This is a genomic window from Paraburkholderia sp. D1E (assembly GCF_052682275.1).
In genome coordinates, this window is the sequence record NZ_JBQYMB010000001.1 from 1,573,283 (window position 1) to 1,589,888 (window position 16,606).

At 61.3% G+C, this 16,606-nt stretch carries 16 protein-coding genes; 14 read left to right on the forward strand and 2 right to left on the reverse strand.

The features are described from left to right. Positions 1-14 precede the first annotated feature (14 nt). From ACUN0E_RS07295 to ACUN0E_RS07315, 5 genes are all read left to right on the forward strand, one after another. Positions 15-701, forward strand: a complete 687-nt coding sequence (locus tag ACUN0E_RS07295) for an MgtC/SapB family protein (protein WP_408520743.1) — start codon at positions 15-17, stop codon at positions 699-701. A gap of 192 nt (positions 702-893) precedes the next feature. Continuing rightward, entirely contained in the window at positions 894-3,176 is a 2,283-nt protein-coding gene (locus ACUN0E_RS07300; protein ID WP_445566111.1) for an alkaline phosphatase family protein, read from the forward strand. A gap of 1 nt (position 3,177) precedes the next feature. Then, the gene (locus ACUN0E_RS07305; RefSeq protein ID WP_408238674.1) at positions 3,178-3,495 is read left to right on the forward strand and encodes a hypothetical protein; all 318 of its coding nucleotides are present in this window, start codon (positions 3,178-3,180) and stop codon (positions 3,493-3,495) included. Positions 3,496-3,550: 55 nt separating this feature from the next. Beyond that, positions 3,551-5,722, forward strand: a complete 2,172-nt coding sequence (locus tag ACUN0E_RS07310) for a phosphocholine-specific phospholipase C (RefSeq protein WP_408238671.1) — start codon at positions 3,551-3,553, stop codon at positions 5,720-5,722. A 231-nt stretch (positions 5,723-5,953) separates the two neighbouring features. Continuing rightward, positions 5,954-6,385: a DUF1801 domain-containing protein gene (locus ACUN0E_RS07315; protein ID WP_445570392.1), complete on the forward strand. Its 432-nt coding sequence runs from the start codon at positions 5,954-5,956 to the stop codon at positions 6,383-6,385. 86 nt (positions 6,386-6,471) lie between these two features. Here ACUN0E_RS07315 and ACUN0E_RS07320 read toward each other — a convergent pair whose 3' ends face one another. Next, positions 6,472-7,377, reverse strand: a complete 906-nt coding sequence (locus tag ACUN0E_RS07320) for a LysR substrate-binding domain-containing protein (protein ID WP_408238668.1) — start codon at positions 7,375-7,377, stop codon at positions 6,472-6,474. Between the two features lie 191 nt (positions 7,378-7,568). Between ACUN0E_RS07320 and ACUN0E_RS07325 the strand changes: the two genes are divergently transcribed. From ACUN0E_RS07325 to ACUN0E_RS07365, 9 genes are read left to right on the forward strand one after another with little or no spacing between them, the layout of a single operon-like run. Then, on the forward strand, positions 7,569-8,609 hold the full coding sequence (locus tag ACUN0E_RS07325) for an ABC transporter substrate-binding protein (RefSeq protein WP_445566112.1): 1,041 nt from the start codon (positions 7,569-7,571) through the stop codon (positions 8,607-8,609). 11 nt (positions 8,610-8,620) lie between these two features. Further along, the gene (locus tag ACUN0E_RS07330) at positions 8,621-9,691 is read left to right on the forward strand and encodes an ABC transporter ATP-binding protein (protein WP_445566113.1); all 1,071 of its coding nucleotides are present in this window, start codon (positions 8,621-8,623) and stop codon (positions 9,689-9,691) included. Further along, positions 9,684-10,604 (forward strand): ABC transporter permease, encoded by a 921-nt coding sequence (locus ACUN0E_RS07335; protein WP_445566114.1) that lies wholly within the window; start codon positions 9,684-9,686, stop codon positions 10,602-10,604. The genes ACUN0E_RS07330 and ACUN0E_RS07335 overlap by 8 nt, the downstream gene beginning before the upstream one ends. A 4-nt stretch (positions 10,605-10,608) precedes the next feature. Continuing rightward, positions 10,609-11,403, forward strand: coding sequence for an ABC transporter permease (locus tag ACUN0E_RS07340; RefSeq protein ID WP_445566115.1), 795 nt, complete (start codon positions 10,609-10,611; stop codon positions 11,401-11,403). A gap of 8 nt (positions 11,404-11,411) precedes the next feature. Further along, positions 11,412-12,539 carry an NAD(P)/FAD-dependent oxidoreductase gene (locus ACUN0E_RS07345; RefSeq protein ID WP_445570393.1) on the forward strand — a complete coding sequence of 376 codons (1,128 nt, stop codon included), beginning with the start codon at positions 11,412-11,414 and terminating at the stop codon, positions 12,537-12,539. Beyond that, entirely contained in the window at positions 12,529-12,888 is a 360-nt protein-coding gene (locus ACUN0E_RS07350; protein WP_408238653.1) for a (2Fe-2S)-binding protein, read from the forward strand. Before ACUN0E_RS07345 ends, ACUN0E_RS07350 begins: the two co-directional genes overlap by 11 nt. Next, the gene (locus ACUN0E_RS07355; protein WP_445566116.1) at positions 12,878-14,326 is read left to right on the forward strand and encodes an FAD-dependent oxidoreductase; all 1,449 of its coding nucleotides are present in this window, start codon (positions 12,878-12,880) and stop codon (positions 14,324-14,326) included. The genes ACUN0E_RS07350 and ACUN0E_RS07355 overlap by 11 nt, the downstream gene beginning before the upstream one ends. Beyond that, positions 14,323-15,474, forward strand: coding sequence for an NAD(P)/FAD-dependent oxidoreductase (locus ACUN0E_RS07360; RefSeq protein ID WP_445566117.1), 1,152 nt, complete (start codon positions 14,323-14,325; stop codon positions 15,472-15,474). The genes ACUN0E_RS07355 and ACUN0E_RS07360 overlap by 4 nt, the downstream gene beginning before the upstream one ends. Positions 15,475-15,511: 37 nt before the next feature. Next, positions 15,512-15,865, forward strand: a complete 354-nt coding sequence (locus tag ACUN0E_RS07365) for a RidA family protein (RefSeq protein ID WP_408207899.1) — start codon at positions 15,512-15,514, stop codon at positions 15,863-15,865. Positions 15,866-15,919: 54 nt separating this feature from the next. On the opposite strand, the gene ACUN0E_RS07370 is transcribed toward ACUN0E_RS07365, so the two are convergent. Next, positions 15,920-16,513, reverse strand: coding sequence for a TetR/AcrR family transcriptional regulator (locus tag ACUN0E_RS07370; RefSeq protein WP_408238644.1), 594 nt, complete (start codon positions 16,511-16,513; stop codon positions 15,920-15,922). Positions 16,514-16,606 lie beyond the last annotated feature (93 nt).

Here is a 16,606-nt window from a genome sequence, read left to right on the forward strand (position 1 = left end):
ACGGGGAGAACACGATGCCAGGCAACATCGAACTGATCTCGAGACTGCTGTTTGCCGCGATGCTGGGCGGCGTCATCGGTTTCGAGCGGGAACGGTTTGCATTTCCGGCCGGGCTGCGCACGCATATGTTGGTGTGCGTGGCGTCCTCGCTCGTCATGATCGTCTCGGCGTTCGGTTTCGAGGATACCCGCTCGATGCCGAACGTCGCCCTCGATCCATCGCGGGTAGCGGCGCAGGTCGTGTCGGGAATCGGTTTTCTCGGCGCCGGCGCAATCCTGCTGCGCGGCGAGGTAGTGCGAGGGCTGACAACAGCAGCGAGTGTCTGGGCCGTCGCGGGCATCGGGCTCGCGGCGGGTGGCGGACTCTACGTGCTGGCGCTGGCGGCAACGGCAATCATTCTGACGACACTCACGTGGGTCAAACCTGTCGCGCGCCAGTTGCGTACGAAGGGGCGACTGCGTCGGGAGCTTCGCCTTCAGGTCGATCGAGGGGCAATCACGCTACCGGTGCTGTGCCGCGTGTTTGGTGATGACGGGCCGCGTATCAGACAGATCAGCGTAAGCGCCGACGACGACAACGAACAGCATGAACTGATTACGATTTCGCTGTCGCGAATGTCTACCGACGAGTTCGTTGCCTATCGCAACATGCTCTGCGAGCTGATCGGCGTGCGTGAGGTTGAGGAGATTGAAGTGCACTGACCGGGAGATCGAAGTGCACTGAGGAGGAGTGGTCCATTGCGGAGACATGAGCACGCAGTGGGCAATCCGATGCTTACGCTGCGATCAGGTGTCGGCGCGCAGTAGGGCTCACTTACTGCATGATCCAGCTCGCCCCGTGTGCTGTCCGTATTCTTTCCTTGCGTTTCCCACTTTAGAAAAAAAGGCGCGAGCATGCGAGCAGATCCATCTGGCTTCACTCATTTTGAAAGCGGGCCTGCCTCGCAGGTTTCGTTTCATGCAGACAAGCGTTCCGGTGCGATTTCCCTCGTCAAGGATCGCGCGAATACCTTAGGTGCGCTCCGGATCGTTGCCAGGTTAATGGGCTCGATAGCGTTGACCATCGCGATGGCGGGGACGCTGACTGCATGTAACGGCGGCCCCACGACGAATCCTTCTACCGGGAACACGCCGGCAAACGATCCCCCGGCTCCAGGCAGCAATCAATCGACAGGACCCGTCGTAAGCCGCACGCTCGTCATCGATCTCGACGGCGCGACGTACAGTGCAGTGAAGGCCGGCATCGCGGCCGGCACATTGCCGAACCTCGCGAAGTTACAGATACAACTCGCGTACAGCGGTGGCATGTCGGGAACGCTCGGCCAGCAGCCAACGCTCGACACGCCAGGATGGGCAACGCTGCTGACCGGTACGTGGGCGGCGCGTCATCAAGTCATGTCGGACGCTCCTCGACAAACGCCGCACAGTGAAAGCGTATTCCAGATCGCCAAGGCGTCGAGCACCGGGCTGAACGGTGTTGCGGCTGCATCAAGCGGACTTGCCCAATTACTTTCGGCGGATCACAGCGCCGGATATCTGGACAGTCTTGCAGACTGCTCCGGAGACGCCACCGCCTCAGACTGCGTGACGAGCCAGGCAGTCCAGATGATCGACAACGGCTATACCACGATAGTCGCGCAGTATCACGCCGTGGAAGATGCCGCGATCGATTACGGACTCGGGGCGTCGCAATACTCGGACACGCTTACGCAACTGGATAAGTCTGTCGGCGCCCTCGTTGCCGAAACCGCGAAAGAACCGAACAGTCAGTGGCTCGTCGTGGTGACGGGCAATCACGGACTGAGCGCGAACAGTCAGGACGACGGATTGCCGCTCGTGCCCGAGTCGACCACCTTTATCGGCTTGAACCAGAGCGCCAACAACGGGTCAGGCACCAACAATGCGGCGGTACCCACTACGCTCAGCGGCCTCTATGCATTCCCCAGCATTGCGGACGTTACGCCGACTTTGCTGGCTTACCTGAACGAAGTGCCGAGCGCCACCAGTTATGCAATGGACGGCGGCGAACTGCTCGGCGTTCAGCCGGTGTCCCAACTGCTCGCCACGGTCAATAACAACAACTCGTCCAGCGCAAGCGTCGCGTTGAACTGGACGGCGCCGGCGAGCGGCACGATCTCCGTATTGCGCGACGGTCGAGTGATTGCTTCGAATCTACCGGCGGGAACGAAGACTTACACCGATAGCCAGCTTGCGCAGGAACTGACGGCGCAGGGAAGTTACCTGCTGAGCTATACGGTGCAGGCGGGCGCGGCGGCGAGCCCGGCTCTACGGTCGACGCTCACGCAGGTGTCGTTCGTGCCACCGGTTCCTCTTGCAACCACGCTCACAAACGGTCTCACCGTCTACTACCCGTTCGGCAGCACGTTGCCTCCGGTCGACCAGATCGGCCACAGCACGCTGGGACCGTACGCAGCCGACCTGCCTGCCGCAGCCGGTTCGATCGTGGCAGGTCCGCCCGGCAGTGACCACGGGCTGCTCGTGGATACCAACTATGTTGATAGCAACGGCTTCGAGGGCTACAAACTGACCCCTGCATCCGGATTCGACGTTGCACAAGGATCGGCGCCCCAATTCACGATCGGCTTCTGGTTCAAGGTGCAGTCATGTATCGCGTCGAACGACGTGCCGGTCATATCGAATAAAAACTATACAAGTGGCGGCAATGCCGGCATTGCGATCGGCCTGTTCGCGAGCAGCACCGCCAATCAATGTGGCATTGCATTCAACATGGGCTCGGGCGGTCCTCGTGCGGATGGTCCGACGAGCCCGTACACGCAGATTACCGTGGGCCAGTGGATTTACATCGCGCTCTCAGTCGACGGCGTAGCCAAGACGATGAGCATGTATGCGTTGGACCCGATGCTCGGCAAAGCCGAAATCCTTGGCAAGTCAACCGGCACAGTGGACCTGAGCAAGCTGTCGCCGTTTGGCCAATGGGGCGTCGGCGAAGACGGGACGGGCACGTATCTGATGAACAAATGCAACGGCACCGTGACGCCGCCCTACACGGCCGGCAAATGCGCCACCGCACCAACCTATCAGGAGATGTTCGGCGAGTTGGCCATGTGGAATCGCGCGCTGAGTCAGGCCGAAGTGGAGTCCATATTCCTGTCGCAGAAACCGCTGTCTACGCTGCTGCCCAGTCAAGGGGGTTGAAATGAGTGCGCTCCTGTTGCTCAAGCGGTATTGCGCCAGCGCGAGGCACGGTGTGGTTGCGATTGCTGCCGTTGCCTTCGGCGCGTGTCTGGTGATATCCGGCTGTGGTGATGGCGGATCGAGCAATCCGGCGTCGGCAGCCTCAAGCGGTCAACCCGCCAAACAAGCGGCGGACGGGAGCTCGGCACCGTTGGGCGCGGGCGGTGCCGCGAGCGCGGTGCCCATCGTGCTGATGCCCGCGAGCGGCCCGTGTGCGGCTTCGGGCACGACCGCGCTGCAATCGCCACTACTGAATTCGCAAATCGACTGCGCACCTTGAGGCAGGGCCGGCAAGGCCTTTATATCGTGATGACCCACTTCACTTCGAATCCGTCATGACCAGAATGAATCGCCGCACGTTTCTGCACACCGCCGCAGCCGGAGCCGCGCTCAGCGCGTTTCCTCCCGCTATCCAGCGCGCGCTCGCCATCCCGGCAAACAACGCGACTGGCACCATCAACGATGTGGAACACGTCGTCATCTTCATGCAGGAAAACCGGTCGTTCGACCATTACTTCGGCAACTTGCCGGGCGTGCGGGGCTACAGCGACCGCTTCACGATTCCGATGGCATCGGGCAATCCCGTTTGGGTTCAGCAGGGGACGTCGGGCACCGTTCAGCCCTATCACCTCGATCCCGCACTGGGAAATGGACTGTACGTGGGGGGTGTGCACACGTGGAGCGACCAGCAGGCCGGATGGGATGGCGGACGCATGTCGGCATGGCCGAAGGCGAAGAACATTGCTGCTTCGATGGGTTATCTGCAGCCCAATGACCTGTCGTTCCACTCGGCGCTCGCCAATGCGTTCACTCTGTGCGATGGGTACCACACGTCGACGCATACTGGCACTTTCCCGAACCGCATCTTTCTCTGGAGCGGCACGAACGGCGCGAACGTCGTCGGCCATGCGGTTACCAGCAACAACAGTTGGGGCTACACCGTTTCAGGCAACACCATCGGCTCGTCGAGTACGGGCCTGCCGTGGACCACGTATCCGGAACGTCTGCAAGCAGCAGGGATCAGCTGGAAGGTCTATCAAAACCCGACCAATAACAGCAACAACAATCAGTTGGGTGCGTTCGCGAGTTACCGCGCAGCGGTTGAAACCATGGCGGCGAAGGGCTATTCAGTCAACACGCCATACTCGTCATCGGTCATGGACCCGATTTCACCGCTGCTCAGGGGTGTTGGAAACACCATGCCGGATGGCGGTTATTTACAGGCTTTCGCGGATGACATCGCAGCGGGCACACTGCCGCAGGTCAGCTGGATAGTCGCGCCCGCAGCCTACAGTGAACATCCGATCTTGTCCGTTCCGAACCAGGGCGCCTGGTACATCCAGACTCTGCTCGACATGCTGACGGCCAACCCTGCTATCTGGAGCCGGACAGTCTTGCTCATCCCCTACGATGAAAACGATTGTTTCTTCGATCATGCTCCGCCGCCCGATCCGCCGTGGCGCAACAGCGACGGTACCTACCTTGGCAAGTCCACCGTCGATATATCGAGCGAACATTTCACGATGCCGCATCTGCCATTCGACGCCGACACGACCCCACCGGACGGGCGGCCCTTCGGCGCGGGGGTACGCACGCCGATGCTGGTTGTTTCGCCGTGGAGCGCCGGTGGGTGGGTCAATTCGCAGGTGTTTGATCACACGTCGACACTGCGCTTCCTCGAACAGCGATTCGGGGTAATCGAACAGAACATCAGTCCGTGGCGACGTACAGTATTCGGCGACCTCATGTCGTGCTTCAATTTCAGCAATCCCAACAGCGCCACGCCGACACTCGTTGCCGCGCCGACCAAAGCACAGGCTGACGCAACCTATTCGCAGCAGCAAGCCGCCGCCGGGGTACCTGTGCCCACCGTTGGATCGGTGCCGTTGCCCACGCAGCAACTGATGTCGCGGCCATCGCGCGCGCTGCCGTATCGGCTGCATACCAGCTCGAACGTTGATACGTCAGACGGACTGCTGTGGTTGACATTCAGCAACACGGGTACCCAGGGTGCAGTGTTCCACGTCTACGACAGGTTGAACCTTGCGAACTATCCACGCCGTTACACGGTGGAAGCGGGTAAGGAAATCTCTGATTCCTGGAACCTTGCCACTAACGCACCGGCAGGGCAGTACAGCTTGTGGGTGCTGGGTCCAAATGGCTATCACCGGCTGTTCGAGGGAAATGTCGCAACGGTGGCAAGTGGGCCGAACCCGGAAGTACGTGTCTGCTATGACCATGGCAATAACGCCGTCTATCTGACGATCATGAATGCCGGCAATGCGTCAGCGCAGGTGACCGTTACATCGAACGCGTATCGGATCGACGGTCCATGGGTGTATACGGTTGCTGCCGGGATGCAGGTGGAGCCGTACTGGACACTGTCGCAATCTGGTGGTTGGTACGACTTCACAGTCAGCGCCGGGAATCAGTTCGTGCGCCGGTTTGCAGGGCGTCTCGAAACAGGAAGCGATGGCATTAGCGATCCGGCGATGGGTGTTGCCTGACGCCTGGTTACTCGCGGCGCGCGGGAGATGCTGAGCGGATTGAATGCTGGCAACGACGTATAGCGATACTGACGACTGGAACCGTGTCTTCATTTCAGGGAACACTAGCGATTACAATGGCCAAGCCGTCGACGGCCCCCTGCTGCTTGCGTCTCATTGAATAATGTAGCCGCTACATTATTCAATTGTGATCGCATAAAACGAGACCGGAATTCAATGCAAAAAGATCAAATGAATCCATCGGAACGTATTGACCAGCTGATCGCAGAAATTGCAGACTGGCGTGGCAAGACGTTCGCCAGCGTCCGCAAGAGCATCCTTGAGGCCGACCCGGAGATCATCGAGGAATGGAAGTGGATGGGCAGCCCTGTATGGTCTCGCGATGGAATGATCGCGGTCGCCAACGCCCACAAGGGGAAGGTGAAGCTGACCTTTGCCCACGGCGCGGGCCTCCCGGATCCCGACAAACTCTTCAATGCGGGTCTCGAAGGCAACGCGAGACGAGCGATCGATTTTTTCGAGGGCGACAAGGTTAATGAGCGTGCTCTGAAAAATCTCGTCCGTGCCGCGATTGACTACAACCAGAAAAATTTGAAGAAGAATGTGTTTGCGAGTACTCGAGCGAAAGTCGCCGCGAAAGTACCCACAAGCAAAAAAGCATGAAGCGCACGCGCCAACCGCTGTCTAAATAGTTATAAACGCGCATCAAGCCGTGCAACGCGCCGCTTGATGCGCCGCTAGCTCAGCCGCTACAGCATTGCATCCTTCGGCAACTGTGCGTGTGCAAACGCTCGCACATGCGCCACGAACTTCTTCACCAGTAACGAAGGCGGCCGTTGCGATGGCAACAGCACGGAGAAGTCCGTGCCGATCACCGGCTCGAAGCGCCGGAAGACGATATCCGTGCCGCGATACTCAAGCGCCGCGACCGGATCGATAATCGCGATCCCCATACCCGCGGAGACAAAGGCGCAAATGCCCGCGGATGTCTGCGTTTCCACCATCAGCTTGCGCTCGACACCATGCGAGGCGAACAGCGCATCGATCTCATAGCGCGATTGCAAACCGCGCCAGTGAGACACGAACGGTTCGTTGCGCAAATCTTCCGGCACCAGGGTGGTTTTTGCGGCGAGTGGATGGGCTGCCGGCAGTGCGCAGACCATACGCGTTGACATTAATAGTTCGCCGTGCGCAGTCGGCATACTCAACGCGAGAATCACAAAACCGACGTCGCAGCGGTGCTCGACCACCATGTCGAGCACCGTGCGCGACGCATGCGAAGCGAGCGAAATCTCCACCCCCGTATGCATCGCGCTGAACTCGGCAATCGCGCGTGGCAAAAACGATAGCGCCAGCGCCGGCGCACTCGCGATCTGCAGCATGCCGCGCTGCGCTGCGCGAATCTCCTGCGCGGCGCGCTCGATCCGCTCCACGCCGACCAACGAACGTTGCACCTCCTCATGCAGTGCAAACGCCTCCGGCGTCGGCTGCAAACGTCCGTGCGTGCGGTCGAACAGCGCAAAACCGGTGCTCTCCTCCAGATCGCTGACGAGCCGTGTCACGGCGGGTTGCGATACATGCAGCATCGCCGCTGCGCGCGTGACGGTACGGCACACCATGACTGCATTGAACGCTTCCAACTGCCGGATCTTCATGAGGGCTGCCGCTCGAAATGTATAAGTGAATGTTATACGACACAGAAAAAATTCGATTTCACGCTGCTTTTTTTTCTCAATAAGCTAAGTCCACTGCTGGATTCGTGGCGTATTCGCGACACGGCATGACGATAACCTGGTGATATCCCTGATGGAGTTGGCGTGCTACGGGCGCCGCTGAGGAGAAAAAAATGGCTAGACGTTTGAGGTGGGTGCTAGGTGCGGTCGGTGGTCTGGTCGCCGGTTGCGCGTTGCCCGCGTTGGCGACGCCGACGCTGTATCTCGGCTCATACGGTGGGTCCACGCAAGACCTGTTTCAGAAAAAAATCATCCCGGCGTTCGAAGCCAATCACGACGTCAAGATTGTCTACGTGCCCGGCAACTCGACCGATACGCTCGCGAAGCTGCAGGCGCAAAAGTCGAAAGAGGAACTCGATGTCGTGCTGCTGGACGACGGCCCGATGTATCAGGCCACGCAATTCGGCTTCTGCGACAAACTGCAGGATGCGCCGGTCTACAAGGACCTGTACGACATCGGCAAGATGAACGCGAATGCGACGTCGGTGGGCGTAGTGGCGACCGGTCTCGTCTACAACACGGAAGCATTCAGGAAGGCCGGCCTGCCGAAACCGGATTCGTGGGAAGCGCTGACCGACAAACGCCTGCGCCAGAAGATCGCGATCCCGCCGATCAACAACACCTACGGCCTGCAAACCTTGCTCACCTACGCGCGGCTGCGCAAAGGCAGCGATCACAACATCGATCCAGGCATGACGGCGCTGGCGAAAGAAGTCGGCCCGAACGTGCTGGCATGGGAACCGTCACCGGGCAAGATGACGGAGATGTTCCAGAACGGTGACATTACGCTTGCTGTATGGGGCAGCGGTCGCGTCGCGGCGCTGAAGGCCACCGGCTTCCCGGTCGAATTCGTCTACCCGAAAGAGGGCTCCCCCGCGATGTTCACGGCGGTGTGTCCGGTCATCCATAGCGATGTGGCCGCGCTCTCGCAGCAGTTCATCCAGTTCCTGCTGACGCCTCAAGTACAGGCATGGCTCGCCGAAGGACAAGGCTGGGGTCCCGTCAACAAGAACACGAAGCTCACGCCGCAAGTTGCCGCGACCGTGCCGTACACGCCGGAGCAGATTGGCCGGCTGGTGAAGACCGACTGGACTTACGTCAACGAGAAGCGTTCTGACTGGACCAACCGCTGGAATCGCACCGTCGAACGGTAAGGCATAACACCATGAGCTTTCTTACTCTGGATGGCCTCGGCAAGGCTTACGGCGAATTCAATGCGGTGGACAGTATCAGCCTGTCGATCGAACGCGGCGAATTCGTTTCGCTGCTCGGTCCATCGGGCTGCGGCAAGACCACGACGCTGCAGATGGTCGCGGGTTTCGTCGACCCGACCCGTGGCCGCATTCTGCTGAACGGCGCCGATATCACGCGCGAGCGGCCGGAAAAGCGCGGCATGGGCATCGTGTTCCAGAGCTACGCGCTGTTTCCGCACATGACGGTCGGCAACAACGTCGGCTTTGGTCTCGAGATGCGCAACGTGACACGCGGCGAACGCGCCACGCGTGTTGCCGAAGTACTCGAGATGGTGCGGCTCACTGGCCTCGACAAGCGCTATCCGCGTGAACTGTCGGGTGGACAGCGGCAGCGAGTCGCGATTGCCCGTGCGCTGGCGATCCGTCCGCAAGTGCTGTTGCTGGACGAACCGATGTCGAATCTCGACGCGAAGCTGCGCGAAGACATGCACGTGGAACTGCGTGCGATCCAGAAGAAGCTCGGCATTACGACGATCCTCGTCACGCACGATCAGGTCGAAGCGATGACGATGAGCGACCGCATCGCGGTCATGCATGGCGGCCGCATCGTGCAAACCGGCTCGCCGTTCGATGCCTACGAAAAACCGGAGTCGGTGTTCGCTTCCGGTTTCCTCGGCAAGACGAACGCATTGCGCGGCACCGTCGAGCAGATGAACGACCGTTGCGCGGTGGTGCGAGTCGGCGCCAGCGTGATGAAGGTGCCGCATGGCGGCCGCCGCTTCGAGGGCGACGTGCAACTGTATGTGCGGCCCGAACGCGTGGCGCTGACCGATTCGTCCGCAGCCGATGCGGCGCTGCAAGGCCGCGTGACGACCTGTCTGTTCCTCGGCAACCACTGGATGCTGCAGATCGAGACGCCGCTTGGCACGGTGCGTGCGAGCCTGCCGAATCTCGGCACCACGCCGCCGCGCGAAGGCGAAACGGTGGGCGTGCACTGGCCCGACGACGCCATGCGTATTCTCGCGGAGACCGCCCATGGCTGATTCCTCGCATTCCCCACTGCCAGCGCCGGTTCAGGCCGCATCACGGTCGAACGCTGAGCGGGCCAACGCTGCGCCCTGGCTGCTCGCGGGTCCCGCACTGCTGCTGTTCTGCGGACTGTTGCTCGTGCCATTGCTGCTGACGGCCGTGCTGTCCTTCCACGCGTTCGACGGTACCCGAGGCGTGTTGCCGATCTTCACGCTGTCGAACTACGTGGAAGTGCTGAGCGACGGCTACTACCACGAGATCTTTCTACGCACGGGCGGTATGGCGCTCGCGGTGACACTGCTATGCGTGGTGCTCGGCGTACCGGAGACCATCATTCTCGCGCGCATGAAAAGCCCGTGGCGCTCGATCTTCCTGATTGTGATTCTGGGTCCGCTGCTGATTTCAGTGGTGGTGCGCACGCTCGGCTGGGCGATCCTGCTGGGCAATAACGGACTGCTCAACGACGCCTTGCAAGCGCTCGGCATCACCAGCGAACCGATCAAGCTGGTCTTCACGATGACCGGGGTGATCATTGGTCTCACGCACGTTCTGGTGCCGTTCATGGTGATCGCCGTATGGGCCACGCTGCAAAAACTCGATCTGCAAATCGAAAATGCCGCGCGTTCGCTGGGTGCGCAACCGTTCGCGGTGTTTCGCCGCGTGGTGTTGCCGCAGTTGCTGCCGGGCGTGCTGTCCGGTTCGATCATCGTGTTCGCGCTGGCGGCGTCCGCGTTCGCCACGCCGGCGCTGCTCGGTGGCCGCCGTCTGAAGGTCGCCGCCACCGCGGCCTACGACGAATTCCTCAACACGCTGAACTGGCCGCTCGGCGCGACCATCGCGGTGCTGCTGCTGATTGCGAATATCGTCATTATTCTGGGCTGCAATCGTTGGATCGAGCGCCGCTTCCGCGCGGTTTTCGAGGGCTGACGTCATGCGCAAAAACAACTGGCTCGCGCTGTGTTATCACACGCTCTTCGTGCTTTTCATCGTCGCACCGCTGCTGGTGGTGATCGCCGTGTCGTTCACCGACAAGGGCTATATTTCGATGCCCACCACCGGGCTGTCGCTGCGCTGGTTCCGCGCGATCGCTGACGCGCCGGACATTATCGACGCGTTCTGGCTCTCGCTGCGTCTCGGTCTCGCTTCGGCGAGCGTAGCAGTGCTGTTCGCGGTGCCAAGTGCGTTGGCACTGACGCGCTATCGTTTCCGCGGACGCGGTGCCTTGTCAGCATTCTTCCTGTCGCCGCTGATGATTCCGAACGTGGTGCTTGGCGTAGCGTTTCTGCGCTTCTTCAACACGGCGGGCATGTCGGGCTCGTTCTTCTGGCTCACGCTTACGCACGTCACGGTGATCTTCCCGTATGCGCTGCGTTTGACGCTGGCTGCGGCGACGGGCCTCGACCGTGACGCGGAACGCGCGGCGCTCTCGCTCGGCGCGAAACGCTTTACCACCTTTCGTCGCGTGATTCTGCCGATGATCCTCCCCGGCGTCGCGGCAGGCTGGATGCTCGCCTTTATCCAGAGCTTCGACGAATTGACGATGACCGTATTCGTTGCGACGCCCGGCACCACGACGCTGCCGGTGGCGATGTACAACCAGATCGCGCAAACCATCGATCCGCTCGTCGCTTCTGTGTCGACCGTGCTGATCGTCGGCACCGCGATTCTGATGGTGGTGATGGACCGCATTGTCGGCCTCGATCGCGTGCTGATCGGCAAAACCTGAAACAGATGATGAACTCTTCCGATGTACTGGTGATCGGTGGCGGCCTGGTGGGTACGGCCGTCGCCTATGGACTTGCCCGTGAGGGGCTGAAGGTCGGCGTACTCGACGAAGGCGACGACGCATTTCGGGCTTCTCGCGGCAACTTCGGCCTCGTGTGGGTACAGGGCAAAGGCTATGGCATGTCGCCGTACGCGACATGGACACGCGGTTCGGCGACCCGGTGGCCGATGCTGTGCGAATTCCTGCTCAACGAAACCGATATCGACGTGCAACTGCAGCAACCCGGCGGCTTCCATTTCTGCTTCAGCGAAACGGAATGGCAGGAACGCGCCGCGCGTCTGCAGGCAATCCGCGCCGATCTGAACGGCGACTATCCGTTCGAGATGATCGACCACGCCGAATTGAAACGACGGCTGCCCGGCATCGGCCCCCAGGTGATCGGCGCGAGCTATTCGCCAATGGATGGCCATGTGAATCCGCTCAAGTTGCTGCGCGCGTTGCATACCGCGTGCGGCAAATGGGGCGTGACGATGACCCCGGGCGTCCGCGCGCAGCGTATCGAACGCGATGGCAGCGGTTTTGTCGTCGACACGGGTGGGCAGCGTTTTCATGCGGGACGTGTGGTGCTGGCTGCGGGACTCGGCAATCGGGCCTTGGCGCAGCAAGTGGGCATTCACGCGCCGGTCGCGCCGAATCGCGGGCAGGTGCTGATCGCCGAGCGTGTCGCGCATTTCCTCGATTTCCCCACCACTTATGTGCGGCAGACCGACGAAGGCACCGTGCAGATCGGTGATTCGATGGAAGACGTCGGCTTCAACGACGGTGTGACCGCCGACGTCGTGAGTCACATCGCGTGGCGCGGCGTGCGCAGTTTCCCCGCGCTGGGCGAAGTGAAGCTGGTGCGTGCATGGGGTGCATTGCGCGTGATGAGCCCTGACGGCTTTCCGATTTATCAGCAATCGACCACTTGTCCAGGCGCGTACGTCGTGACCTGCCATAGCGGCGTCACGCTGGCGGCCGCACATGTACTACGCGTCGCGCCGTGGATTGCGAAAGACCTCGCGCCAGCCGGCATTGAACATTTCTCCGGCGAGCGCTTCTCGCAGACCGACAAGGTATTCACACATGGTCACTGACAGTCTTTTCAAGGTGCTGCCCGCAGAGGCCAACGGCGGCACAACCGGTACCGTCAGCATTTCGTTCGACGGAAAGGCACTCCGGGTACCACTCGGCGCGAGTGTTGCCGCAGCCTTGCTCGCGGCCGGGGTCGAGCGTTTTCGCACGACGCCGGTGAGCGGCGCGGCCCGCGCGCCGTATTGCATGATGGGCGTGTGCTTCGAATGCCTCGTCGAAATCGACGGCGTAGCGAACCGGCAGAGTTGTCTCGTGCCGGTGGCCGAGGGCATGACGATCCGTTCGCAACTCGGCATGCGTGAACTGAACGACTTCATTACGTTGGCAGGAGGCACGCGCGATGAACGCTAATTACGTCGATCTGGTGATCGTCGGCGCGGGGCCGGCGGGCATGACCGCCGCAACCGTCGCCGCGCAACGCGGTTTGAGCGTGACCGTGCTCGACGAACAGGGCGCGCCCGGCGGGCAAATCTATCGCGCGATCACGCAGGCCAATACGCGGCGTCTGAACATTCTCGGTCCGGACTATGCCGCGGGCAGTGAACTGGCACGCGCCTTTGCCGCGAGCGGTGCGAAGCACGAACGCGGCGCTTCGGTATGGCAGGTGACGGCTGAACGCAGCATCGATTACGTGCAGGACGGTGTGGTGAAGTCGTTGCAAGCCGGTTCGATCATTCTTTGCAGTGGCGCGATGGAGCGGCCGTTTCCGATTCTGGGCTGGACGCTGCCGGGCGTGCTGACGGCCGGCGCTGCGCAGATTCTGCTGAAGAGCGCCGAAGTCGTGCCGTCGCAACCGGTCGTGCTGGCGGGCTGCGGGCCACTGCTGTATCTGCTCGGCTGGCAGTATCTGCGCGCGGGTGTGCCAATCCGTGCCATCGTCGATACGACCACGAGTGCCGACTATCGTCGTGCACTTGCGCATCTGGGCGGCGCGCTGAAGGGTTGGCGGCAACTCGCGAAAGGGCTGAAGCTGATGCGCGCGTTGAAACGCGCCGGTGTGCCGTTTCACCAAGGTGCGACGGACCTCGCGCTCGAAGGCACGGACGCGCTCACCGCGGTCCGCTTCGCCGTCGACGGCAATGCGCAGCGCATTCCCGCCGAGGTCGTGCTGCTGCACCAGGGCGTTGTGCCGAATACGCAGATCAGCTGGTCGTTGCGCGCGCAACATAAGTGGGACGATGCCCAACTGTGCTGGGTACCCGTTACCGACGCATGGGGCGAACTCGACGTACCCGGCATCTATGTCGCGGGCGACAGCCGCGGCATTGGCGGCGCGCAGGCTGCAGCGGAACAGGGCCGCCTCGCGGCGCTGGAGGTCCTGCATCAGAGCGGCCGTATCGACCGCGTAACGCGTGACTCATTGGCCGCACCGGTGCAACGGGCATTGCGTGAGACGTTGCATATCCGTCCGTTTCTCGATGCGCTCTATCGGCCGAAGGATGCGAATCGTATTCCTGCGGACGAGGTCACCATTTGCCGCTGCGAGGAGGTGACGGCGGGACAGTTGCGAGACTTCGTGAAACTCGGCTGCCTTGGCCCGAATCAGGCGAAGTCGTTCGGCCGTTGCGGCATGGGGCCGTGTCAGGGCCGTCTTTGCGGACTGACGGTTACCGAGGTGATTGCGGATGCACGGGGCGTGTCGCCCGCCGAGGTCGGTTACTACCGCGTGCGTCCACCAATCAAGCCCGTCACGCTCGCTGAACTCGCGGCGGCGCACGACGAGGCGCTGCAGCGAGCGGCGCAACCGGCCGCTACGTCCGCCGAAGCCCACGACACTGCCACACGATGAACAGCGCGATCGCAACTGCGGGCGCCGATGTTGTGGTGATCGGCGGTGGCTTGCATGGCTTGTCGAGCGCGCTGCATCTGGCGCGGCGAGGCGCCAGCGTGGTCGTGCTGGAGAGCGACGTGTGCGGCCGCCATGCATCGGGTGTCAATGCGGGTGGCGTGCGGACGCTCGGACGTCACGATGCCGAGATTGCGCTGTCGCTGGCTTCGCGTGATCTGTGGTTCAGACTAGCCGAACTGATCGGCGACGATGCCGGTTTCGTGCCGTCCGGTCAGTTGAAAGTGGCCGAGACCGAGGCGGAACTGTCGGCGTGTCGTGCACGCGTCGCGCATCTGCAGACGCTCGGCTTCATGCATGAAGTCATGGTCGATGCCGGTACCGTTCGGGACCTCGTGCCGAGTCTTGCGCGCCACGTCATGGGCGGTGTCTGGGTCGAGCATGACGGTCACGCGTTGCCGTTTCGGGCGGTCACAGCATTTCGGCTGGCGGCGCAGCAAGCGGGCGTCGAGATTCATGAGCAGTGCGCGGTCCGCGAAATCGTGCACCGCGACGGGCAATGGGATATCGAAACAGCAAGCGGGCGGTGGCGCTCGCCGCACGTCGTCAACGCAGCAGGCGCGTGGGCCGGCGAATTCGCACGGCAAGCGGGCGAGCCGGTGCAGATTGAACCGCGCGGGTTGATGCTGATGGTGACACAGGCCGTGCCGCTTTTCGTCAAACCGGTGCTTGGCGCAACGGGACGCCCGCTGTCGTTCAAACAGTTCAGCAATGGCACGGTCGTGATCGGCGGTGCGCTCGAATGCACCGCTGATATGAGCGCACGGCAATGCGCCCTCGATTTTCCGCAGTTGGGCAAAAGTGCAGGCACAGTCACTGATCTGTTTCCGCACTTGCAGCATGTCGTGGTCAACCGTGCATGGGCCGGTATCGAAGGTTTCATGCCCGATGGCATTCCGGTGATTTCCCGCAGCAGCACGCATGACGGTCTTGTGCATGCGTTCGGTTTCTCCGCGCATGGATTCGAGCTTGGACCGGTTGTCGGCAGCGTGGTAGCCGAGCTGGTGTGCGATGGACGCAGCACGCACGACATCGACGCATTCCGGATTGGCCGCTTCACGGCAGCGCATGCCCAGTTCGAGACGCATTAGGTCTCTTCATTTTTTCAACCAACTCAAGAAATAGACAATGAGCGATATTCAACGTTTCGAAACCAATCCGCGCCTCTCGCGCATCGTGATTCATAACGGCACGGTGTACGTTGCCGGCCTGACGGCGACCTCGCGCGACGGCGACGCGAAGGCGCAAACCGAGGAGATTCTGAGCAAGCTGGACGGGCATCTTAAAACTGCGGGTACCGATAAAACGCGTCTGTTGTCCGTACAGATCTGGGTGGCCGATATCGCTCGCGATTTCGGTCCGATGAATGCCGCGTGGGAAGCCTGGGTGCCGGCCGATGCGACGCCGGCGCGTGCGACTTGCGAAGCTGCGTTGGCTTCGCCGGATATCCGCGTCGAAGTGATCGTGACCGCAGCGCTGTAAGCGTATGGCTTGAATTCTGTGGAGCGCGCGCTGGGGGTAGCGGTTGCGCGCTTTCTAATTTGATTGCAACGGCATTTTGCTAGCGAACTTTTCGCTGGGTCGATTACGTAAATAACCACAGACCAATTTGATCAGCTCTTCCTTGAGTATGGGCGAATCAAGTTCCCCGCTCCGGGCAGCGGCGTGAACCACGCCTTCGACAGCTGCAGCGAGCACTCGCCCGGCCATGTCGTCGCGTGCCTTATCGCGTGTCTTTGAACTTGATTCGATGACAGCGCGATAGCGACGCTGATATTCCCTTTCAAAGTCACTGGAATTCGAGCGTGAAGCCAGAGGGACTTCATCGAGCAGAATGCGGTGCAACACATGATTGACCGAGTGCACAGCAATGACACCATCAATCAGGCAAACGACACGTTCATCGAGCGTCTCCGGCTCGCTCCCTTCCCCCGCTATGGATAACGCATCAAGCACGGAGCCGAGATGGCGCTGACGAATCATCTCGGCGAGCGCGAGCTTGTCAGCGAAATATTGATAGAGCGATCCAACACTGACGCCAGCAACCGCGGCGACTTCGTTCGTCGTGAAATCCACCCAGCCCCGGGTCGCCAGAACGCGAATAGCCGCATCAATAATGGTGTCTACCATCACTCGGGAACGCTGCTGCCGCGGTGGTTTCCGCAAGATCGCCGGTTGTCGGGAAACGCGAGTATTCAAAATTGTGTCTCCGAGTCAGAATGC